This is a genomic window from Arthrobacter sp. 35W (assembly GCF_000482545.1).
In the GTDB taxonomy this organism is placed as follows: domain Bacteria; phylum Actinomycetota; class Actinomycetes; order Actinomycetales; family Micrococcaceae; genus Specibacter.
Genome location: NZ_KI519454.1, coordinates 1,158,744 through 1,181,482, shown reverse-complemented (window position 1 = coordinate 1,181,482; position 22,739 = coordinate 1,158,744). Strand labels below are relative to the sequence as shown.

The window sequence follows — 22,739 nt, the reverse complement described above, 5'->3', positions numbered from 1 at the left end:
GCGAACCACCGCGGCAGTACGGCCCAGTACGACGCAATCCGGGCCATTCCGGAAGAAAATGTGTTGACACTGTCAACAGGCATCATTGGCCCCACTATCCGCGGCCGTTTCCTACGCAAGAGATGAGATTGTCACCGTTCGGTGACACGATGGACCACGAAGGAGACGGAGCCATGGCATTTGAAACAACATCGCCACACCAGCGGCGGCCGGGGCATTGATCCGCGCCCAGCGGTTGGAACATGGATGGACGCAACGGGCGTTGGCGGATGCGGCCGGCGTTTCACGGAAATTCCTCATCGATCTCGAATCGGGCCACGACCGTGCCGAACTCGGAAAACCCATGGCAGTCCCAGCGGCCTTGGGACTCTCCCTCTCCACCACCACTCCTGTCCGCCGCGGCAGCGAGCACGATCCGGAACGGCGCGACTACGCAGCCACTTTCACAGACCTCCTGGCAAAGAAGGACTTTGAATTCGCCATCAGATGCTCGCCGACTACGCCAGCGCATCGCTAAGCGCCGGTCGGCCACTCCTCCAGCGAAGCCCTAGAATCAAAGATCCACAATGATCTGCCGCTCTGGCAGGAATCACCGACTACACCGCCCACCGTCTCAACCAAACCGCCCCCTCTTGGACCAGACGCATCAAACCGCTCAAAGAAGCCTGGATGCCAGCCGAGTCCCACCGGATCGTCCGTGAACCCATGAAGCAACTTGCCCAGTCTGAAACACCACACGAGCTCGCCGCCATGAACGTCTTTATTCGTGAACGCAGCTTGGCCACGGCATGACCGCCGGCGAGTCGACTGACCAGCTTCTTCGATGACAGGCCACGGTACTGGGCGCACAGCCTCCCAGTTGCTGTGACGAGAAGACTCTTGATCTGGGCAATAACCTCGGTGTGCGCTTTTACCGCCGAACGACGCCCAGTATGCACGACCCTGATTGCCTCCACCGTGCTGATACTGGCTTTTGGAGTGACGACGTCTTGATGCGTCAAGGCAGTGTGCGCGGCGGTATAGGCATCAATGGCATCATGTTTGCCCTTCATACGGCGCACCACCTTGGCCGGGCGGATCACTTCCACCACATCAATGTTCCGGGCCTGAAGATGAAGGCACAAGCCTGCACCGTAGGAATTGGTTCCTTCGATCCCTACCCGCAGAAGTTCCCCCTGACAGGTGTGGGATATGCCGACTTACCTTGGCAACCGCCACCAGTGGTCTGGCACGACTTAGGCCGCGATGACCTCTACTTCAGTCTCGAGGACTGCAGCCCAGACTTGCGTGTCGGCACTGACCTCAGACTGCGCAATCATGAGTCCACCGTCACTGCCCACGTGACTAAGGTTTTCAATGGCAACCTTGCGAGGATCGTCAAACAACAAGGAGGTTTGCCGTCCCACGAGGCATAACTGGCCTCTATCGGTATGTCTCGGAGCCGTCAACCGATGAGCCGCAACTCGGGGGACGAAACGTCATGGTAGAAGATCCGCCGTCGAACCAACATTCCAGGTGTCATCCACACTTGCTGCGATTCTGCGTTATGGGCCAACTTCGATGAGACGGGACAGTAGCTGCAAGAATTTCCGTCTCATGACGAATCGAGCGTTTCGCAGGTCAATCCGGCTTTGCTGAAGATGAACGTGCCACGTGGCGAGTCTGGATTTGCGTTCCGATCTACCATTACGACGCGATCGTCATCCTGCACCTGGATGCAGCACAGAATCGCCCCGGGCTATTCGTGCACATGCGGGATGGCCACGCGTCGCCGCGAGAACCTGCTGTGAGGCTTTTGCTCTGGCCGTGTCCGAGACTTGAGGGACCCTTCGCCCCGGAGTGCAGCGTCCCAGTATCGGAAGTCCCCCGCTGAGACTGAGCCTGCGTGCAGACAGAGACGGCGGCGATTACGAACTGCATGAGAGCGCCTCGTAGGGTACCGTCACCGTCGTCGTCTTTGGTGCGCCGTCGGCGATGGTCGAGCTCTGCACGGTCAACTGACCGCTGGGCAGCTCCGCGACACGGGTCGTGAACGCGTGGGTCGAGTTCTTGCCTGGCGCGACGGGCGTGAAAGTCTTACCGCCGAATACCGTTGATATATTGATGGTCGTCGCCGCATTGTGGGTGTTAAGAGCGCGCACCGTCAGGATTGCCTTGCCGGCGATGCACCGACTCGTCACCGATGCTTCGACCGGCGGTGCCGCCGGTTCGGTGGGTACCGCCTCGCCCACTGTTACGGCCGTATTTTTGGTGCCCAGCACCGCCCCCGACACGGCATCCTTCACGGTCACGGACGCCGTGTATGCACCGTCTTTGGCGTAGTCGTGTGTTGCACTGTACTTGCCGTCCGTGACGGGCACGGTGACTTTCCCGCCGTCGCCAAAGTCGACCACCGCCGTGCTCAGTGCGCCGTCGCCGATGGCCGGCAGGGTCACGGTACCACTGACGCTAACACGGGTCCCAGCATCTCCTTCCGGAACATTCACGCCGGCGGTAATGACGGCCGGCACGTAGTTGGCGGCCGTGTTCAGCGTGGTGGGCACGCCGCCCAGGCTGGTGCCGCGGTCAAGGAGGGTGAAGGAATCCGGTCCTTCGCCGTCGCGCTCGGTGGTCAGGGCAATGGCCAGGGTATTGTTCCCGTTCTTGTTAAGGAAGCCGCTGGGGATGGTGAACGTGCTTTGCGGGCCAACGTTGCCAACCCAGGTGCCGGTGTTCCAGCCATTGACGTAGATGACGGCGCGGGCGTAGGACTTGCGGCCATTTTCGAATTTGGCGTCGTTGACCTTCAGGCCAACGGCGGTGTCGGTGCCGGCCGGGATGGCCAGGGCAAAGCTGGTCCGGTACCAGGTGACCCCGGCCTTGGCGGGCTTGAAGTTGCTCGCGTCGGCCCACTGTGCGTCCGGGTAACCGGGGAGGTACCAGCCGGCACGCTCGCCGTAGAGGCCACCTGTGTTGTACATGGTGCGGGCAGTGTCCACGGGAGTGGCCTTGTCCTTGGATCCCTGGATCTTCCAGGTCACGGCGCCGCTGTTGGGCAGCACGGCATCGAAGAGGCCGCGGTTCTCGCGGGACAGGCCGTCGTCGGACCAGTCAAGGTGCTGTCCGTGGTTGCGGACAACTGCCGAAACCAGTGTGTCCTGGCCGTTCTTGATGACGCCGGCAGGAACCTGCAGGGTCTGCATGGTGCCATTGGCTGCTGCTGCGCCAACGAAGGTGCCGTTAACCCAGACCAGCATGTTGGCGGCGTTTCCGCCCTGTCCGCGCAGCTGGATGCTGGCGGCTGCCGAAGAAGCTTTGAAGTGGGCTCGGTACCAGGTGTCGCCCTCGTAGAAACCGTAGTAGGCGGTGTCCAGCACCTTGCCTTGGTTGGGGCCGGGGCCTTGGCGGGTGTTGGCGGCAGTGGTGGCAGTGGCCACCAGCCACGTGGAGTCATCAAAGGCCACTGCCGATTCCGGGTTCTCCCCCGAAACTTTCCAGTTGCCCAGAGCCGGCAGCACGGCCGGGGCCGGTCCCACCAGGTTGGCGACGAGCTGGCCGTTGGCACCCGGCGTTGTAGTTAACGCCTGGCCGTTCCAGCTGGCCTTGGTGATGCCGGCCGGAACGTAGATGTTGATGGTCCGTGCAGCCTTGGTGTCGCCCGCCAACTTGACGGTGTCGGCGTCGAACTCGGCGGAGCGGAGCAGGTCAACTCCTGTGACCATGACGGTCTTGTTCGTGGGGGCGCTCTTGACGATGCCGTCGATGGTCCACTGCAGGGCGGTGGCCGTGCGGTCGGTGGTGACAATGCGCAACTCGGGAGCTCCGCCGCTGGTGATCTTTACCGCGGTGCCGTTGCCGTGCACATAGTTCAGGCGCAGCGTCTTGGTGGCAGCATCCCACACGGACTCCACCGGTGTTCCGCCCAAGGTGGTGACCACGGGCTCGGAGGCGTACTTCAAAACCGTTTCACCGGCGTCGTTCTTGGCGCCGTTGAGCACCAGCAGCGTGCCGTTGGCGACGGGCATCTTGGTGAACAACTCAGAGGTGGAGTACATGAGCTTCTGACCATCAAAGGCGTAATCGGCAATGACCATCTGCGCGTCCCGGCCATGCATGCTCAGGAACGTGCCAGCCTTCTGCGGAATCCGGTCGAAGGTTATACCGTTCGCTGGAACCTCGGGCGTGGTTGTTGGAGGAGCGAAGGTCTCAATGGCGTCAACGGAGACAAACGTCCCTGTCGCAGCGGGATCGCCTTTTACGCCGGTGTTGACCACCTTGATGGTGTGCTCCACGGCGGGGTCCAGACCTTGCTTTTCAAAAGCAAGGAATCCGGCCTCTCCCGTGTGTCCGTCCAAGAATGTGTTGGTTTGGCCGGCCTTGACGCCGTCAATGAAGACGTCCGCCTTGGCATGGTTGTCGGCGCGTGGGGAGATTAGCCTGACCTTCGCAGCCTTGAACGTGTACTCGTAGAAAGCGTCCTTGATGTCGCTGAAAGTTTCTGTGCCCTTGTAGTCACTGACTGTGTATGGCTTGTCCTTGGCATGCTCCCATTGAGAGACACCGCCGGACTCGGAGTAGCGAATGGCCGCGTCGACGTCGTCAAACTTGACCATGGAGCCCTGATCCACCCTAGCGATGACGTCAAAGGCGTCGATGCTGACGAAGGTGCCCGAGCTGCCGGCATCCTTCTGGCCCGTCACCACAATCTTGATGGTGTGCTCAACGCTGGGGTCCAGGCCGTCCTTCTGGAAGGCAACGTACTGGAAGCTGGCGTTCTGGCCGCGGTAGGTGTTGGTCTGGCCCACCTTTACGCCATCAATGTAGACATCGCCGTAGCCGTGGTTGGTGGACTGGGCGGAAATGACGCGGATTCCTTTTCCGCTAAACCTGTACTCGACCGAATCGCCAGTGCGGTCGCTGAACGTTTCGGTGCCCTTATGGTTGCCGGCGGCCCAGTCTTCGCCGTTCGACTTGCCCCAGGTACCGGTGTACGTGATCGCATCGGTGTCCCGGTCGTCATTGGTGTAGCTGGCCTCGACCACGTCCTTCTTTGGGGCCAGTGTGAGCGGGAAGGAGTACTTCAACTCGGCCGTGCTGTTGCTGTCCGATTGGCGGAAGCCCAGGAAGCGGGAGCCGTTGCCCGTGACGGAGTCAGCTGCCAGATCCTCCGTGGCGATGCGCTGGTAGGACTTGATGGTGCCATTGCCGCCGTCCACAGTGACTGGGGCACCGGCTTGGGGAACCATGCTGGAGATGGGGCCGAAGTCCTTTTGAAAGTAGCCCAGTTCCTTCTGCACAGCGGCCTTGGGCGTGAGCTGGCGATCCTCATTGATGGGGGCACCATAGTCATAGGAGGTGAAGCCGGACGACGGCGATCCCGTCCAACCCCAGTTGGTGCCCCCATACTGCATGTAGTAGTTGAACATGTTGATGCCGTTGTTCAGGTTATTCACACCGTATTGCCGGGTGAAGGCCGGGTCAATGAACTCCGCGCAACGGTCCGGGTTGAAGCTGGCGCCCCAGGGCGTATACGCACCGCCCTGGCCTTCGGCAATAAAACCGGGACTTGTTGTAGTCAGCGCCCGCAGCTGCGATTCCATGTCCGGAATCTGCCCACGGCCATTGGAACAGGTGAAACCGAATGGGTAGTTGTCAAAAGCGTAGTAGTCCAGGCCAACGTTGCCGCCGGCAGTTCCGCTGCCGGGCACGTAAGCGCCGTTCGTGCTGTAGTCATTGTGGAAGACAGGGACGGTGATGCCGTCAGCCTTGATCTTGGTGACCAGTGCCCGCATGAAGGCCGGGCGGTCCCCGCCTTCATTCAGCATCTCATTTTCCGCCTGATAGGTGACGATGGAGCCGCCGCCGTCGGTGACCTGGTGTGTCTTGGCGATCTTGTTGAACGCGTCAATCCAGCTCAGGGACTCGCGCAGCGCTTCGGGGTCCGTGCTACGCAGGGACCCCGCACCGTTCTTGCTCAAGTAGGCCGGCAGGCCGCCCATGGAAACTTCCGCGTTGATGTAGGGGCCCGGGCGGGCAATGACATACAGGCCCTCCTCCTCGGCCATGGTCAACAGCAGCCCTATGTCCTTGATACCGGTGAAATCAAACTTGCCGGGCTCGGTGGAGTGCAGGCCCCAGAAAAAGTACAGCGAGACGGCGTTGAAGCCGCTGGCCCGCATCTTCTGGAACATGTCACGCCAGTCGTCAGTTCCGGGCAGACGCCAGTAGTGGAACTCGCCGCTCCACACGTTGAGACGTTCCCCGTCCACCATGAACGACTTGGCATCCTGGGTGACCGTGTGGGCCTTGCCGTCATTGCCCGGGAAGAAGACCTTGTTCCCGGCCATGGCCGACGTTGCCACGGACTCGGACGTGGGTGCTGCGTCCTGGGCCAGGGCCGGGCTCGAAACAGCCATCAGGCCCATGGCGGCCGTGGCGAGAATGGCGACTGCCTTGAGCTTGCGAGATCTCGCGAGCACCTTGACTGGGTATTCAACCATGGGTTCGGGCCTAACTTTCTGTACTGGTTACGATTGTTGAAGTGGGGATTTTTCATGACATTGAGCCGTCACGACGCTGACCACCACAGCTTCCTCTTGCGGAGAGCATTTCGAAGCGGAGCCTGGCCCAACGGTGGGCGTCCGCCCACGAAGCCAGCACGCCGGCGTCGAAGGTTGTTCGGGGAGATACGATCATGACTCTCGCCGACAGCGAGAAGGATCTGGGAGCAGTGAAGGCAGAGCTGAGGCTCGAGCCGGACCGATTCTGCCGTTACTCGAACAGCGACAGAGTCAGGTTTGCGGTGTAGTCGCCGGGCGTGACGGTCGCAGGCGTGCGCAGGAACGGACCTGCGGTGGCCCTCCACTGGCCTTCAGGCGCAATGGCAGCAGAGTCCAAGGCCAAGGCCAGCAGCTCCTGATCCGCCAGGCCCATAGCATCGAGACCTGAATCCTTGACTGTCTCGACGTCAACCTCGGAGACCTGGCCGGATACACCGCCGTCGATCAATGACGGCGACCAACCCAGGTGGCCAGCGCCGATCGCGGGCTGGTCTGCGGCCCCGGCGAAGCCCGTGGACGAGCCAAGGACGTACCAACCTGCCCCGGCCTGGATCTGATCAGGCTGCCGAGCGTCGGTCACCGTCACTGTTGGAAGCAACCCTGTGAACTGGCGGACCGTCGGGGTGGAACAGTTTTCAGTCAGCGTAGCCGTGCTCCCCGCCACGCTCATGGCCAGGATTCCAGGCTCATCGATTTGGGCAATCTCGACATGCACATCGACGTCCTGGTCGCCGTGGTTTTCCTCAGCCGTCGCGGCTCCGGCGACGCCGGCCAGCAGGGCCGTACTACGGCAGCTGCCGCGATCCTCGCGATCAAGCGCGCTTTACTCATCGTCTTGTTCCTTGTTCCTTGTTTCTGTGGGGTGCGGGGGTGCATCAATGGGTCGGGTAATGGAAGGCTGCGAGGCGGGCTCTGGCCCGTAGACGGAATCCGGTCCGATGAAGTTCCGCATTCCACCGACCGAGAAACGGGCTGCCTCGAGACCGGGTGATTAGCTGACCCATGCGCGGCCTTGCGACAGGGAACAGCTGGCGCACGGACCAAACCTGGGCAAGCCGCCTGCATTGTTTACGTAAACTTAGACTGCTTCTACGAGTGTGACAAGAGCCAAAACCTCAATCTCTGGGCAGTGGATTGTGCCCGATCTGGCGTAAAATCCTTCCGGATAAAGGTCGAGAATGACCCCGTAAGGGGCCAGCGAGTGGCGCAGATGACTCGGCACAGACCCCCGTCCAACTCGTGGCCGATCGCCCCTTGCCGCGTTTCAACTCACGGCGGTTGACCGGCATTTACTACCCAAGGAACAACAGGAGCAATCCGCCCCCTCCGCGAAGCCCCTCGACCCCCGCCACTAAGGACCGCCGGGGGTCGAGGCTGGCGATGGGATTTAGCGGTAGCCTGCTTGACTCTCCCGCGCGCACCTAACTCAGAACGGGCTCGGTAATCGCACGGGATTCCCTCAGGAGATCTCACGACCTCCGAGATTATTGACTCAACCGCGATGCTTCGTAGCTGGCCAGAACTTGCTTGGCACCTTAGCCGCAGACCGCAGAATCAGCGTGAGATCAGCAGTTTAAAACAGTGCTTGATCTCATCTCAAGTGCAATGATAACGTAAACATGCGCCAATATGAGGTTTCCTGCTTGTAAGTAGATATTTAAGTGCAATGCCGATCAAGGAGATGAATCGATGTCAGGGTCCGCTCTACGTGTCCTCGCACCACCGCTTCGCCGGATTACCACTGTCCTCGTTACCGCCAGTGTTGTTGCCATTGCGATGGCCGGACTAGGATCCACTGCGCAATCCGCAGCCGCGGCGGAGGCGGAATTTCCTGTCACCGTTCCACGGATTTCCAATTGGCAGTCTGCCGGCGGGGAAGCCTGGACTCTCACCCGTGACACTGAAATCGTCACTGATGACGCTTCGCAAGTCGCTGCAAATCAGCTCGCCGACTATATCGCTGCCGACTACGGGCATCGACCTCAAGTCCGTTCGTCTGGAGCAGTCGACGCCGGAGACATTCAACTTGCAAGACGTGCGAATACAGCGCCTCTGGGCGCCTACACCATTTCAATCGGCAATTCTGTTGTGATCGAAGGATCGGATGCATCCGGTTCCTTCTACGGAGCCGTCACCGTCGCCCAGGCACTGCGAACCACCCCCACCGCTTTCACGCTGCCGCGAGGCGTCGTGAGCGACGTACCCACCCAGGGCACACGCGGGCAGATGATCGACCTCGGCCGGCGTTTCGAGTCGCTGCCATATCTGAGGCAGCAGATCGACCAGATGGCCTGGTACAAGATGAACAACCTTCACCTGCACCTCAGCGACTGGAACGGCTATCGAATTGAAAGCAGTGCACATCCGCGTGTCGTCTCGGCGGATCACTACACCGCAGACGAATTGAGGAGCTTGGATGAATATGCTGCCGCACGCGGCGTGACCATCGTTCCGGAGATCGACCTCCCCGGGCATGCCGTGCAGATCTCGACCGCGTACCCCGAACTCGCTTTCACGTGCCCATCCATGTCCAAGCCCAACACGTTCTGGGAAGGCTCGGACCGATCCGGCTGGACCCTTAACTACACCAACCCGGCAATGCGTTCCTTGGCCAAAGACCTGATCGGCGAGGTCGCGGACATCTTCTCCGGCCCGTCCATCCACATCGGCGGCGACGAGCTTCCGACGCAAAACGCGCAGCAACAGTGCCCGGAACTCGTCACCTACCAGCAGGCGAAGGGTTACCCCTATGTCGGCGACGTGAACATCGAGTTCATCAACGAGATGAACGACTACGTCCGCTCCCTCGGGAAGTCGGCACAGCTCTGGCAATGGTGGGACTTCGAGTCCACCACCAGCATTATGCCGAATAAGAACATCACCATCGTGCAGTGGCTGACGGACCCCGCCGATCGTGCAGCTCAGGGATACACGACGATCGGCTCGCAGGATGGGCCGTTGTATGTCAGCGCAGGATTCGGCTCGACGCCTGGCTCTTACGGCTTCGTCAACGTAAACACAACATATGACGACTACGCCTTCACATCCGGACCGAACATCGACGGCTTAAATCTGAGCCGCTGGATGGATCGCAGCTATCACCTCTCCCTCGATTTCGTCGATTACATCGGCCGCCGCCCGCTTGCCGTCGTCGCCGAACGCACCTGGGCAGGCGCTCCCACCACGTCCGCAGACATGCTCGACCGCTATGTCCAGGTCGGCGACTCTCCCATGACCCGAACCGACCGGGATCCAGTCATGGGAAACAACATCGGAGCGGCAGGACACGGACTTTCTAAGACAGGCTGGTCAATCACCGCCACGAGCGAGGAGACCAGCCAAGACTCAAATGCGGCGAACAACGCCATCGACAACAACCCCTACACCATGTGGCACAGCCAATACACGGGCATCACCGCCTCCCTACCCCAGTCGCTGACAATCGACACCGGGACGGCACATGAATTGAGCGCTGCACGATATCTGCCACGGCAATCCGGCGGAACAAACGGCCGGATCAAGGACTACCGCGTCGAAACCTCGACCAACGGCACGACCTGGACCGTCTCCGCCGCAGGAACGTTCCCTGGCACGCCCGCCTCCACCGGGACGACCACGGAATGGAGCGAACAACTCATCCCGTTCACGCAATCGACGACAGCGAGATACGTCCGTTTCACAGCCCTCAGCGAGTACGGCACATCCAACGCATTCAGCGCCGTGGCAGAGTTCGACCTCTTCACGGACTTGCCCGAACTACCTGCCTTGCCGACGGCGGGTCCGACGGTGGAAGCCTCCGTTACGAGTCGGTGCGTCGGCGGCAAAGCCATACTAACCGTGCGCGCCCTTAACACCCATGACGCTGCGACAGCCATCGAACTGACCACGCCCTACGGCACAAAGACATTCGCCTCGATCGATTCGGGCAAAAACGCGCTCCATGCGTTTACGACCCGCGTAGCGGATCTACCCCGAGGGCAGGTGACTGTGAAGAGCTCCGCAACGGTCGACGGCCAGCCACGGACAACGACCCTAACGGCCGCATATGAGGCGCTCACGTGCGGTTCGTAAGCAGTGCTGTTCAATGGCACCGAATCAGCGGATTGGCAGGCCCGCAACAATTGATGCGATGAAGCTCCGCCTTCCCGTCTGGCTGGCCTGAAACCTGCGGAGCCTTTGCGCCCAGCCAATCTCCCAAGAGCCTCGTCCTTGGTCCCTCGGGAGATTGGCTGTGCAAAGAAGGGAGCATGAAGCTTCCCATGAGTCCTGCCCCCCGCTTTTTGGTGACAGTGTCGGGAACAAGCGGCAGCCAAAAACATAGTATGTTTGCTCGTACTCTTCGGGACCCGGTAGTTGACGGAGGAATGCAATCGCACGGGTCGGTCACCCGACACACGTTGATTCAACGGGTTGAGAATCGGAAGGGTTGCGTCCCGCTGCGTGGTGTAAATCCTGGCGGCCCACGTTGCTTCGTTAACGCAAAGAGCCATCGTGCGATGGTCAGTGAGTACCGATCAAAGTCACTCACGGAAAGACACAAACACACGATGGCTCTCGAACAGTCTGCCTTGCTCGACCTGCCTGGCCAACTCCAAAAAACCGATGTTACGCCGATGACATCGAACCTCGACGTAGCCAAAATCAGCGCAGAAACCGTTGTTGCTTCTACCTACGACGGTCTGGACCGTGGTGAGCTCTGGCTTCTCGTGGATGACGTGGCACGCAGCGTCAGGGACTCGCTCAGCGGACCTCTCGCAGGGCCGTACCCGCAGTTGCAGCCCCAAATCTGAACAGCACACTGGTGGCGTGGTTGTGAACGAGACGCCTCAACCTCCTGCTGCCGCCAGCTGTTGCGGTCGGCAGCCGGAACTACATGCAGGCCCAGAAGGACGGATTCCCCACCGTGCGCGGCCGGGGTCGCAACGTCACCGTGGCCACCGTCGAACTTGGACCGGACCGCGCACCTGCGAGGCTCCCTGACCTGGGACCAGGGCGCGGAAATGGCCACCCACGCAAAACGCTCGGCTGGAATACTTCAGCCGAGCGTCTGCATTATTTGCAACTAACTCTTATCCACCAGGTGTTGCAACGACCCTGAGAATCGGCCTTTATGTGGCCAGGCCACGGTGCCATTTCGGTGCCGGCTTACGCGTTCGTTGCCGCCAGCTGCGGGTAGAGCGCTTCGATGGGGCCGCTGAGTCCGGCCTTGAGGTTCACGGACGCCTCGTCGGCGAGGACTTCGTATTCGCCGGCTTCGACCGCGTTGAACACCTGGTTCACGAGGTCCGCAGGGGCCGTTTTGGGACCCGTGTGGCGCGCGGCCATCACCGTGTCGACATAGCCGACGTGGACGCCGACGACGTGGACGCCTGCAGGTGCGAGCTCCAGGCGCAGCGAGTTGGTTGCCGACCACAGCGCCGCCTTGGTGGCGCTGTAGATGCCGGAGGTTGCGTACCAGCTCAGTGCGGAGTGGATGTCGATGATCACCGACTCGTCCTTGGCCGACAGGATCGGGGCGAAGGCGCGCGCCAGAAACAGCGGGCCGAGGAAGTTCGTCTCCACGTTGGCACGGATTTCCTCGTCGGAGTGGCTAAGGATCCCCGGGCTGGACACGGACGCGCCAGCATTGTTGATCAACACCGTCACATCCGTTGCGACCTCGGCTGCCGCCCGGATGGAGGCAGGGTCGGTGACATCGAGGGTGAGCGGGACGATCCGCTTATCCTCCCAGGTACGCGGGCTGCGGGCGGTGGCGTAGACCTTTGCCGCGCCGCGGGCGAGTGCTTCGTGTACGAACTGGGTGCCGATGCCGCCGTTGGCGCCGGTGACGAGGACGATTGCTCCGTTGAGTGTGGGCATGTTCACGGACTTTCTATGAGTCGATAGCCGCACCGGACGGTGCGGCTGGATGGGCGTGGACCGCCAGCCCCGGGGCTGGCGGTACACGAGGGCACGATCAGGCGTGTGCCAGGGCCGGGTAGTCGGTGTACCCGGCCTCGCCGCCGCCGTAGATGGTGGACGGGTCCATCTCATTCAGTGAGGCCCCGGTGCGCAGCCGCTCGACGACGTCGGGGTTCGCCAGCGCGAAACGGCCCAGCGGGGCAATGTCCGCAAGGCCCGCGTCGATGTCGTCGGCGATCTGCCCGCGGGTCCGTCCATAGCGGACCACCAGCACCGCCGTCGGCCACACGTCCCGGAAGGAGCGCAGCAGTTCGTCATCGCCCACGTGGTGCAGGTGCAGGTAGGCCAGGTTCAGGGTCGCAAGCTCACCGACCAGGTGGCGATATTGGGCGCGTACGCTCTCGGTGCCGCCTTCGTCGATGCCGCCCAGAGGCATGGCCGGGGAGAGGCGGATGCCGACCCGGTCCGCTCCGATCTCGTCAGCGACGGCCTGGGCGACCTCGAGAACGAACCGGGACCGGTTCTCCAACGACCCGCCATAGGAGTCGCTTCGGTGGTTGGCGTTGGGGGAAAGGAACTGGTGCAGCAGGTATCCATTGGCGCCATGGATCTCCACTCCATCGGCGCCGGCGGCAATCGCAGACGCTGCTGCGTGGCGGAACTCTGCGATGGTGGCCTGGATGTCCTGGGCACTTAGTTCGCGCGGCACCGGGGCCTTCTGCAGCCCGGCCGCCGTGCGGATGTCCTGATCAGCGGAGACCGCCGACGGGGCCACGGGCTGGCGCCGATGGGGAGTGTTGTCCGGGTGCGCCATCCGGCCTGCGTGCATCAGCTGGATGAACAGCGACCCTCCCCCCGCGTGGACGGCGTCGGCGACCTTCCGCCAGCTCTCAACATGTTCCGGCGTGTAGATCCCGGGGGTGTTCAGGTAGCCCTGTCCATCCTCCGAGGGCTGGGTGCCTTCGGTGATGACGAGACCCAGGGAGGCCCGCTGCGCGTAGTAGGTCGCGGTGTGATCGCCAAGGGTGCCGTCGAGGTTGGCTCGGCTGCGGGTCATGGGTGCCAGGGCGAGTCGGTGCGGAAGGGCCACACGGCCAAGGGCGAACGGTTGCCAGAGGGAAGATGAGGTCATGGGAGAACGGTCCTTCACGTTGGTTGGTCACGGGCGCCGGGACTGCAGAAGACGGAGCCAGGTGCTCCGGACCTTCGTGGGAGAATGTACAAACACATACCCGAGCCCACACAGTACCGACCACCCTCATAACTGAGTGCAGTCAGACATTATTCCAGAAGGACACGTTATGCCACTTGCCCCGCAGCCGGTCGGGCGGCGTGAACGGAACAAGCAGGAAAAGCTCGAGCGCATCACTGCCGCTGCCAGCGAACTGTTCGCCGAACACGGCGTCGAAGAGGTCACCACCCAGCAGATCGCCGACAGGGCAGACATCGGCACCGGGACCCTGTTCCTCTATGCGAGGACCAAGGGTGAGCTCCTCCTGCTCGTCCAGAACACCGACTACGCCGAATCACTCGAGCGGGGCCGGGCGGATGCCGAGGCGCTTGCCGACGTGCCCGATGCGGTGATGGCGATCGTGCGCCCGGTGGTGGAGTGCAACCGAACCCAGATCGACAACGGCCGGACCTACCTGCGGGAGATGGTCTTCGGCGATCCCGAAGAACCCCGCCATGGTGAAGCGCTTGCCATCGTCGCTGAGACCGAAGAAGCCATCGCCGCGGTCCTGCAGCGGGACCGGCGCATCGACGCCGGCAGCGCTGCCACACTTGCGCATGTCATCTCCGCGATCATGTTCCTCAGCATGGCGGCCACGGCCAACGCCGAGCGCACCGTTGACGAGATCGTCAGTTCAATCAGGCACCAGGTCCAGGCAATCCTGCCGCGCTGACCGCAGCAGCTCCTGGGCTGGAGCGAGTTTGCGGCTGCCCTCAGGGCAGGGAGGCCACCATGGTCTGGAATTCACGGGCTGCGGTCAGTCCCGGGTGCCGAACCGGCGAAGCACCGCTGCGGTTGTGGCCATAAGCGCCACGACGGCCCCGTACCAGCATGTAGTGGTAAAGAGCCCGAGGACAGGCACAAGCAGTCCGGCCGCCACGGCCGGCACGCTGAACGCGGAATAGCAGACCACGAACACCGATGCGAGCACGTGGGCACGTTGGCTAGGCCCAATAAGCGGCAACAGAGACTGCAGCGCACCCGAAAAGGCGGTGCCGAAGCCCGTTCCCGTAATCACCACCGCAACGTAGTACAGCCACAGCGATCCCATGGCGACCGCTCCAATCGCCAGGGCGCTCCCGATGGCAATGGACATCGTGCCGTACAACGTGAGGGCGCGTCCCATACGATTGCGCATCAAAAATCCCGCTATGGCACCCGACCCCGCCAGCAGCGCAACCACCAGACCGCCGGCAAGGTGGGAGCTTTCGTGGAATTGCGTTGCGACGATCACCGGTCCGAGGGAGAGATACAACCCGCCTGTCGCCCATCCGGCGACGATGGCCGGTGCCGCGTACCAGAACGCCTTGCGCATAGTGCGAGGAAGGGACGCACGTGGCCGCAACGACGCCCACACTCCTTCATGCCGCGGGGATGTCTCGGGAAGGAACCAGACGGCGCCCGCGATCGACAGGTACACCACCACCAGGGTGCCGAACACCAGTGGCGCCCCGCCACCGTCGAACACAAGCAGGACGAACCCAGCCATCAACCCACCAACCGCCAAGCCGGCCATTGCCGACACCGAATTCCAGGCAGCAGCTGATCCGGGCTTGTGGCTGGGTTCCAAATCGACCACCGTGGCCGAAAGAGCAGAAAGCAGCAGTCCACTGGCACCGCCCTGCAATATGCGGGAGGCAATGAATGCCTGGGCAGTGTCTGCATGCCAGAACAGAAACACGCTGATGGCCAAAAGTCCGAAGCCTGCCGAAAGGACGGGGCGCCTGCCCACGTGGTCAGACAACGATCCCCCAACGAGAAGCAGGGCGAGAAGTGCCACTGCGTAGACGGCGAACACCATCGTGATCGTGACCGGAGCGAATCCAAACCTGGCCTGGAGGACGGGGTAGAACGGTGATGGAGCACTGGCGCCGGCCATCATCGCGGTCGTGGCAATCAGTACGAGACGGAAGCCCCAGCGCTTGCGGGGTCCACTCATGTCCGAGGGTGTCAAAAGTTGGATGCGCGGTGTTGGATCGCACAACAGAACGTTCGAATATTTTGGAACCATAACGAGAGCGTACAGCATTTATTCAATTGGTTCGACTATCATCGAACTATGACCGAGCCTTCGCCCCTCCCCCATCCCGAACGTGATGCCATCGAACTGACGGCAGTGCTCTTCGCGCTCAGCGACGAGGCGCGGCTGGCGTTGGTGCGCCAACTTTCAAACGGACCACTGGATATGGTCGATTGCTTGGCCCTTGGCGTGAACACCCCCAAGTCCTCGCGATCACACCAGGTGAAGGTGCTGCGCGAAGCAGGTGTCATCATCAGCGAGTTGCGGGGGCGGCGGCGCCAGCTGACACTTCGGCGCTCCGACCTGGATTCCCGATTCCCCGGACTGCTGGAGGCTGTGCTCGGGGCATAGGCCTGGTGTTGGCGCTCGTCGGCGCTCGGAGGCCGGTCCGGCCCGGCCATTTCGCCTCGGTCTTTTAGCTCTTTCTGTCGACGGTGGGGCGGTGTTCGAGTTCGCGGTCCAATGCGCCTAATGCGGGAGAAGAGCCCCGCATAGGCGCACTCACCTCCCCCGAGTGAGACCGGCATCTCCTTCATGCCACCTTCCCTCGACCAAATTTCTGAGTACACTCATAAGTGAGCGCTCTCGGGTTGGCCGTGACGTCCTGCGCCGCTGACACACGGACGCCATCACCAATCACTGCTACTGAAGGAGATGAACACCGTGCGAGCATTTGTCGTCAGCAAGTACAAGGATCCACTGCACGAAGCGGATGTCCCCGAACCCACCGTCGGCGACCAGGACGTTCTCGTGATGGTCACCGCCGCGGGCTTGAACCAACTGGACGAGAAGATCCGGGCCGGGGAATTCAAGCAGATCCTGCCCTACACACTCCCCCTGACCCTCGGTCACGATGTTGCAGGCACCGTCATCCGGACCGGGTCGAAGGTGCGGGATTTCAAGAAGGGCGACGAGGTCTACGGGCGGGTCCGCGACGGACGCATCGGCACGTTCGCTGAGCGGATCGCGGTCGACCAGTCCGATCTGGCCCTGCGGCCCGCCTCGATCAGTGCCGTCGAGGCCGCGTCCCTTCCTTTGGTCGCGCTGACGGCATGGCAGGCGCTTGTCGAGTGCGGCAACGTTCAGCCCGGGCAGAAGGTTCTCATCCACGCCGGCGCCGGCGGAGTCGGCTCTGTCACGATCCAGCTCGCCAAGCACCTCGGCGCCCACGTCGCCACCACTGCCAGCGCATCAAATGCCGATTTCGTCCGCGGGCTGGGGGCCGATGTCGTGATCGACTACCGCACCCAGGACTTCGAGAAGGAGCTGTCCGGCTATGACCTGGTGCTCGACAGCCTCGGCGGTGAAAACCTCGAAAAGTCTCTTCGCGTTCTGCGCCCGGGCGGGAAGGCAATCGGCATCTCCGGGCCGCCTGACCCCGCCTTCGCCAGGGCGGCAGGCCTGAACCCGGTACTGCGCCTGGCGATCACTGCTCTGAGCAGCAAGATCCGCAGGCACGCCAAGAAGCTCGGCGTCGGTTACGAGTTCCTGCTCATGCACGCCAGCGGCGACCAGCTCCGCCGGATGACAGCGCTCGTCGACGGCGGCGCGCTGGGTCCCATCGTAGGGAAGGCCTTCCCCTTCAATGAAACTCCGCAGGCTGTGGCATCGATGACCGATGGCGGCTTCCGCGGCAAAACCGTCATCATTCTGCCCCTGCCGTCAAGCAGGACTGCCAGTCTCGGCAGCAACCAAGGAGGAGAAGACTCATGAGCACCACCAGCACCGACCCCATCATCACCTCGTACGCGCAAGCACCCGCCAAGACCATCGCCACCGGCGGCATCACATACGCCTATCGGGAGCTGGGACCCAAAGGCGGCATCCCCGTCATCTTCTTCGTCCACTTGGCCGCAACTCTGGACAACTGGGACCCCCGCATCATCGACCCGATCGCACAAACCCGCCATGTGATCACCTTCGACCAACCCGGCGTCGGCGCTTCGACGGGCGCGTTCCCCCGCACGCTCGAGCTGGCCGCGGACCAGGCCTTCACATTCATCTCAGCCCTCGGATTCGACCTGATCGACATCTTCTCCTTCTCCATGGGCGGCATGATCGCGCAGGACCTCGTCCTCAAGCACCCGGAGCTGGTTCGCAGGCTCGTCCTGACCGGGACCGGACCGCGCGGAGGCAAGGACATGGACAAAGTCGTCCGTGCCACCTACTACGACATACTGCGCGCCACTGCGACCCGGTCGGACCCGAAGGAGTTCCTGTTCTTCAACCGCAACACCACCGGAAAAGCCGCGGGGAAGGCGTTCATCGAACGACTCAAGGAACGCATCGGCGACCGGGACAAGCCGATCAAGGTCAAGGCATTCCGGACCCAGCTGAAGGCGATCCAACGGTTCGGCCGCTCCACGCCGTCGGATCTGTCGATTTTCACCCAGCCGACACTCATCGCCAATGGCGACAACGACCGCATGGTTCCCTCGATCCTTTCCGAAGACCTCCACCGGCGCATCAAGGGCAGTGAGCTGATCATCTACCCCGACTCCGGCCACGGCAGCATCTTCCAGTTCCACGAGAAGTTCGCCCCCATCGCCGTGAAGTTCCTCGCCCCGTAGCCTGTGCCGCCGTTCGGCCGAGGCCTATGTCGTTGATGCAGGCGGCTGTCCAGTCAAGGGATGGACGCCGGCCACGGACATGGCAGGATCCGCCAGCCTGTCGCCGTTCTCTGACAAGGACTCGTGCGCTGGGGTGTGGTTGGGTGGATGCCCGAAGATCTCCATCGACGCTGAAGCAGCACCACAGAAACACACTCGCCCCACCGTCGCGCCGCCCGCGGATCCAGCCACCAGGCGGCAAGGTGCAGCCAGAACTACGCATGCGGTTCGGGCCAACCTGTCGGCCCAACGCTACGAATTGACGTGACGGGCATCATAGTGCTTTCATTGCTTCAGCGATATTTTCGCTGAGACCTGAGCATGTAACTCGTTCCGAGCGAGGCAAGACTCAAGCTCTGGCACTTCACCGGTGTCACGGCTTGGGTCTTTTTTTGTGCCCTCGTCGCGGTTGCCACTGACCAAGGAGGATCCATGGCAACGATTCCATTCGTCTCCGGCCACAAGCCGAGCAATCCGGAATCAGCGACGACGGGCAACTGCACCCACCCCGGCCCCTGTCCCGATCACCGTGGACAGACCTCAAAACAAGCCGGTATAGGACACCCCAGAACCCAAAGGACAAACCATGCCTGAGCGCACTGCCACCATCGCCAGCCGAGTGGGACTTCACGCCCGCCCTGCCGCCCTCTTCGCCGAAGCAGCGGGACAAGACGGCTTCGAAGTGACCATTTCCAGGGCGGAGGACTCCGCCGCAGAGGCCCTGGATGCCGCCAGCATTCTCTCGCTGATGAGCCTGGGCGCCAAGCACGGCGACAGGGTAGTGCTCCGCAGCGAAGGGCCCGGGGCCGATGCAGTCCTCGAGAAGCTGGCCGCGATCCTCGAAACCGACCACGACGCCGCCTAGCCCCGGACTAGTCCAAGACAGTCTTGCCCCACAACCGACATCCCGATCGATCGCGGAGCCAGAACCATCCCGGCCGCACATTCGGATTCCCCAGAGAGACAACCATGAGCAAGAAATACGAGCCCTTGGCAGCCCAGATCATCGATCTGGTCGGCGGGGCAGGCAACATCGACTCGTTCTACCACTGCCAGACACGCCTTCGCTTCGAACTCCGCGACGACAGCAAAGCAGACCAGGTGGCCCTCAACGCTACAGATGGGGTCGCCAAGACTCTCATCAACGGCGGCCAGTTCCAGGTTGTAGTCGGGATGCACGTCAAGGAGGTCCATGATGAACTCGAAAGGCAACTAGCCGCAGCCGGCCACACTCCAGCGGACGACGGTGGCGTGAAGAAGGGCGAAACCAAGAAGAACATCGGCACGGTCATCATCGACTTCGTTGCCGGCACCTTCCAGCCTTTGATTCCGGCGCTCTCGGGGGCAGGCATGGTCAAAGCCCTCCTGGCCCTGCTGGTGCTGCTGAAGGTCGTCAGTCCGACATCGCAGACGTTCATGGTGATCAACTTCTTCGCCGACGCCGTGTTCTACTTCATGCCGATCCTGATCGCCTTCTGCGCGGCAAACAAGCTCAAGAGCAACCCAATCCTCGCCGCCGGCGTCGCTGCCATCATGATGCACCCGAATTGGCTGGCCATGGTCCAGGCCAAGAACCCCGTGAACTTCTTCGACGTCATCCCCTTGCCGCTGACGTCCTACGCTGCCACAGTCATCCCCATCATTCTGGTCATCCTCGTCCAAGCCCACGTCGAACGATGGCTCGACAAGATCATTCCGGCGGCCGTGAAACTCGTCTTCGTTCCCATGCTGACCTTCTTGGTCATGGGCACACTTGCCATGGCCGTCCTCGGCCCGATCGGCAGCATCTTGGGCAGCTACCTCGGCACATTCTTCGGCTTCCTGAGCACCAACGCCGCCTGGGCGCCGGCCGTCTTGATCGGCGCGTTCCTGCCGCTCATGGTCATGTTCGGCCTGCACAACGGAGTCGCACCTCTGGGCATCGTCCAGATGGCCCAGACCGGGCACGACAGCATCTTTGGACCAGGGGCAATCTGCTCCAACATCGCCATGGGCGTGGCAACCCTCGTTGTCGCTTTCCGCACCAAGGGCGTGAAGATGAAGCAGATCGCCACCGCCGGCGGCATCACCGCCTTGATGGGCATCACCGAACCCGCCCTCTACGGCGTCGCCCTGCCCAAACGCTACCCACTGGTTGCTGCCATGATCGGCGGCGGTTCCGCAGGCCTCTACGCCGGACTGACGCAGACGCACCGTTTCGCCACGGGGTCCTCCGGGCTTCCTGCAGTCCTGCTCTACATCGGTGACGGCACCATGCAGCATTTCCTCAACATCCTTATCTCGCTGGCGATCGGCATCGTCGTCACCGCTGTCACAGCCTTTGCCTTGTCGATGAAGTACGAAAAGGACACCGCAGCCGAAGACACCGCCTCTGGGGAAGGTAGTGCTCCAGCTGCTGCGGCGACCACCGCTTCAGCCACCGGAGCCGACCTACCTGCCGGACGCCGTGCAACAGCAACCCTGGAGCGCACCGACGTCATCGAATTCACCGCCCCGTGCACTGGCACGCTGATTCCGTTGGCAAACGTCGCCGACCCGGTGTTTTCCTCCAAAACCATGGGCCCCGGCGTCGGCATCGAACCGGCCAACGGCAGGATCGTCTCACCCTGCAGCGGCACAGTCACCGTTGCCATGGACACCGGGCATGCTTTCGGGATCCGCAGCGACGACGGGGTCGACGTCCTGGTCCATGTCGGCATCGACACCGTCGCCATGAATGGGGAAGGCTTCACTGCTGCCGTTGCCCGCGGCACCCGCGTTGAAGCGGGCGACCTACTTGTCATGGCCGATCTGGAAGCCATCACCGCAGCAGGCCATCCGACCACCGTCATCTTGGTTGTCACGAACCACGCCAAAGTCGGGGACGTCACTGCCGCCAACGCGGGCCCTCTCAGCCAGGGTGAACGCGTCCTCACCGTTACCCGCTAATCCGAAGAAGGCACACCATGAAATTCAAGCAACTCACAGACTTCCCGTCCGACTTCCTCTGGGGCGCATCCACCTCCGCATACCAAGTCGAAGGCGCGTGGGACGCTGACGGCAAAGGCCCCTCAGTGATCGATGCCCGCACCGAGTTCGCCGCAGGTACGACCGACTTCAAGGTCGCCTCGGACCACTACAACCGCTACGTTGAAGATGTCGTACTCTTCTCGGAGCTGGGCCTGAAGGCGTACCGCTTCTCCGTGGCCTGGACACGCATTATTCCGGACGGCGACGGCGTCGTGAACCAGAAGGGCGTGGACTTCTACCACAATCTCATCGACGAACTGTTGGAGAAGGGCATCGAACCCATCCTTACGATGTACCACTTCGACCTGCCCCAGGCACTCCACGAAAAGGGAGGCTGGGCCAACCCCTCCACCATCGACGCGTTCGTCGAGTACTCACGGGTCCTCTACCGCGAGTATGGCGGCAAGGTGAAGTACTGGCTGACCATCAACGAACAGAACATGATGATCCTGCACGGCGATGCCATCGGAACCACCCGCATGGCGGGAGCTGAGGGTAGGAGGGACCTCTACCAGCAGAACCACCACATGTTCCTCGCCCAGGCCCGTGCCATGGCCCTGTGCCACGACGAATTGCCGGAAGCCAAGATAGGCCCCGCCCCGAACATCTCCTACATCTACGCTGCCAGCTGCTCCCCCGAGGACGTCCTTGCCGCCGATGACTGGAACGCGATCCGCAACTGGCTCTACCTGGACCTCGCCGTCCGCGGCACATACCACCCGCTCGCATGGGCGTACCTGGTCGAGAAGGGCTACGAACCTACGATTCGCGAAGGCGACCTTGACGTCCTGAAGGCGGGCCAGCCCGACTTCATCGCCTTCAACTACTACGCCACCCAGACAGTCGCCGCTTCCCGCGGAGACGCCACGGATCTGAAGATCCGCGGGTCAGACCAGCAGATCGTGCGCGGTGAGATTGGCTTGTACCGCGGCGAAGACAATCCCCACCTGCCCAAGAACGCCTTCGGCTGGGACATTGACCCAGCCGGCTTCCGCACCACCATGCGTGCCATCTGGGACCGCTACAGGCTGCCGCTCATCATCACCGAGAATGGACTTGGCGCCTTCGACAAGCTCGACAACGGACACGTCTATGATGACTACCGCATCGACTACCTGCGCCAACACATAGAGCAGATCCAGTACGCACTCAGCGACGGCATCGACGTCTTCGGCTACTGCCCTTGGTCGGCGATCGACCTCATTTCCACCCATCAGGGGGCATCGAAGCGGTACGGTTTTATCCACGTGAACCGAGACGAATTCGACCTGCTGGACCTGGCCCGGACAAAGAAGGACAGCTTCTTCTGGTACCGGGCGCTCATTGACAGCAACGGCGGCACCTTGAGGCAGTAGGACCGACGGTATTCGGCGGCGGGCGCCCACCTGGCGTCCGCCGCTTCAACGGCCCATTCGCTCCGACGGAAGGAC

General features: G+C 62.1%; 16 protein-coding genes. 10 read left to right on the top strand and 6 right to left on the bottom strand.

What is annotated here, in order from left to right; genetic code table 11:
* Positions 1-217: 217 nt before the first annotated feature.
* The gene (locus tag K254_RS26425; RefSeq protein ID WP_196810877.1) at positions 218-517 is read left to right on the top strand and encodes a helix-turn-helix domain-containing protein; all 300 of its coding nucleotides are present in this window, start codon (positions 218-220) and stop codon (positions 515-517) included.
* A gap of 79 nt (positions 518-596) precedes the next feature.
* Here K254_RS26425 and K254_RS24750 read toward each other — a convergent pair whose 3' ends face one another.
* The 3 genes from K254_RS24750 to K254_RS0104970 all read right to left on the bottom strand — a co-directional run bounded on the left by K254_RS24750 (position 597) and on the right by K254_RS0104970 (position 7,254).
* Complete coding sequence (locus K254_RS24750; RefSeq protein ID WP_269209028.1) at positions 597-1,154, bottom strand: IS110 family transposase; 558 nt, start codon at positions 1,152-1,154, stop codon at positions 597-599.
* Positions 1,155-1,907: 753 nt separating this feature from the next.
* The gene (locus tag K254_RS24745) at positions 1,908-6,479 is read right to left on the bottom strand and encodes a beta-galactosidase (protein ID WP_051388849.1); all 4,572 of its coding nucleotides are present in this window, start codon (positions 6,477-6,479) and stop codon (positions 1,908-1,910) included.
* 271 nt (positions 6,480-6,750) lie between these two features.
* Entirely contained in the window at positions 6,751-7,254 is a 504-nt protein-coding gene (locus K254_RS0104970; RefSeq protein WP_231391749.1) for a hypothetical protein, read from the bottom strand.
* A gap of 974 nt (positions 7,255-8,228) precedes the next feature.
* Between K254_RS0104970 and K254_RS21830 the strand changes: the two genes are divergently transcribed.
* Together K254_RS21830 and K254_RS0104955 are read left to right on the top strand one after the other, a co-directional pair.
* Complete coding sequence (locus K254_RS21830; protein WP_081709904.1) at positions 8,229-10,610, top strand: family 20 glycosylhydrolase; 2,382 nt, start codon at positions 8,229-8,231, stop codon at positions 10,608-10,610.
* 476 nt (positions 10,611-11,086) lie between these two features.
* Positions 11,087-11,329 (top strand): hypothetical protein, encoded by a 243-nt coding sequence (locus K254_RS0104955; protein ID WP_026554433.1) that lies wholly within the window; start codon positions 11,087-11,089, stop codon positions 11,327-11,329.
* 355 nt (positions 11,330-11,684) lie between these two features.
* Here the strand turns inward: K254_RS0104955 and K254_RS0104950 are convergent, their stop codons facing one another.
* Both K254_RS0104950 and K254_RS0104945 read right to left on the bottom strand, forming a co-directional pair.
* Positions 11,685-12,398 carry an SDR family oxidoreductase gene (locus tag K254_RS0104950; RefSeq protein WP_026554432.1) on the bottom strand — a complete coding sequence of 238 codons (714 nt, stop codon included), beginning with the start codon at positions 12,396-12,398 and terminating at the stop codon, positions 11,685-11,687.
* A 97-nt stretch (positions 12,399-12,495) separates the two neighbouring features.
* Complete coding sequence (locus K254_RS0104945) at positions 12,496-13,572, bottom strand: alkene reductase (RefSeq protein WP_026554431.1); 1,077 nt, start codon at positions 13,570-13,572, stop codon at positions 12,496-12,498.
* A gap of 169 nt (positions 13,573-13,741) precedes the next feature.
* On the opposite strand from K254_RS0104945, the gene K254_RS0104940 reads away from it, so the two are divergent.
* Entirely contained in the window at positions 13,742-14,344 is a 603-nt protein-coding gene (locus K254_RS0104940; RefSeq protein WP_026554430.1) for a TetR/AcrR family transcriptional regulator, read from the top strand.
* 84 nt (positions 14,345-14,428) lie between these two features.
* Here K254_RS0104940 and K254_RS0104935 read toward each other — a convergent pair whose 3' ends face one another.
* Positions 14,429-15,610 carry an MFS transporter gene (locus K254_RS0104935; protein WP_196810876.1) on the bottom strand — a complete coding sequence of 394 codons (1,182 nt, stop codon included), beginning with the start codon at positions 15,608-15,610 and terminating at the stop codon, positions 14,429-14,431.
* A 120-nt stretch (positions 15,611-15,730) separates the two neighbouring features.
* On the opposite strand from K254_RS0104935, the gene K254_RS0104930 reads away from it, so the two are divergent.
* The 6 genes from K254_RS0104930 to K254_RS0104905 all read left to right on the top strand — a co-directional run bounded on the left by K254_RS0104930 (position 15,731) and on the right by K254_RS0104905 (position 22,664).
* Positions 15,731-16,042, top strand: a complete 312-nt coding sequence (locus tag K254_RS0104930) for an ArsR/SmtB family transcription factor (protein ID WP_026554428.1) — start codon at positions 15,731-15,733, stop codon at positions 16,040-16,042.
* Between the two features lie 312 nt (positions 16,043-16,354).
* Positions 16,355-17,404: an NADP-dependent oxidoreductase gene (locus tag K254_RS21825; protein WP_051389138.1), complete on the top strand. Its 1,050-nt coding sequence runs from the start codon at positions 16,355-16,357 to the stop codon at positions 17,402-17,404.
* Positions 17,401-18,261 carry an alpha/beta fold hydrolase gene (locus K254_RS0104920; RefSeq protein WP_026554427.1) on the top strand — a complete coding sequence of 287 codons (861 nt, stop codon included), beginning with the start codon at positions 17,401-17,403 and terminating at the stop codon, positions 18,259-18,261. The genes K254_RS21825 and K254_RS0104920 overlap by 4 nt, the downstream gene beginning before the upstream one ends.
* 625 nt (positions 18,262-18,886) lie before the next feature.
* Positions 18,887-19,165 carry an HPr family phosphocarrier protein gene (locus tag K254_RS0104915; protein WP_026554426.1) on the top strand — a complete coding sequence of 93 codons (279 nt, stop codon included), beginning with the start codon at positions 18,887-18,889 and terminating at the stop codon, positions 19,163-19,165.
* A 104-nt stretch (positions 19,166-19,269) separates the two neighbouring features.
* Entirely contained in the window at positions 19,270-21,228 is a 1,959-nt protein-coding gene (locus K254_RS0104910; RefSeq protein WP_026554425.1) for a beta-glucoside-specific PTS transporter subunit IIABC, read from the top strand.
* Between the two features lie 17 nt (positions 21,229-21,245).
* Positions 21,246-22,664: a glycoside hydrolase family 1 protein gene (locus K254_RS0104905; protein WP_026554424.1), complete on the top strand. Its 1,419-nt coding sequence runs from the start codon at positions 21,246-21,248 to the stop codon at positions 22,662-22,664.
* The last annotated feature ends 75 nt before the right edge of the window (positions 22,665-22,739 follow it).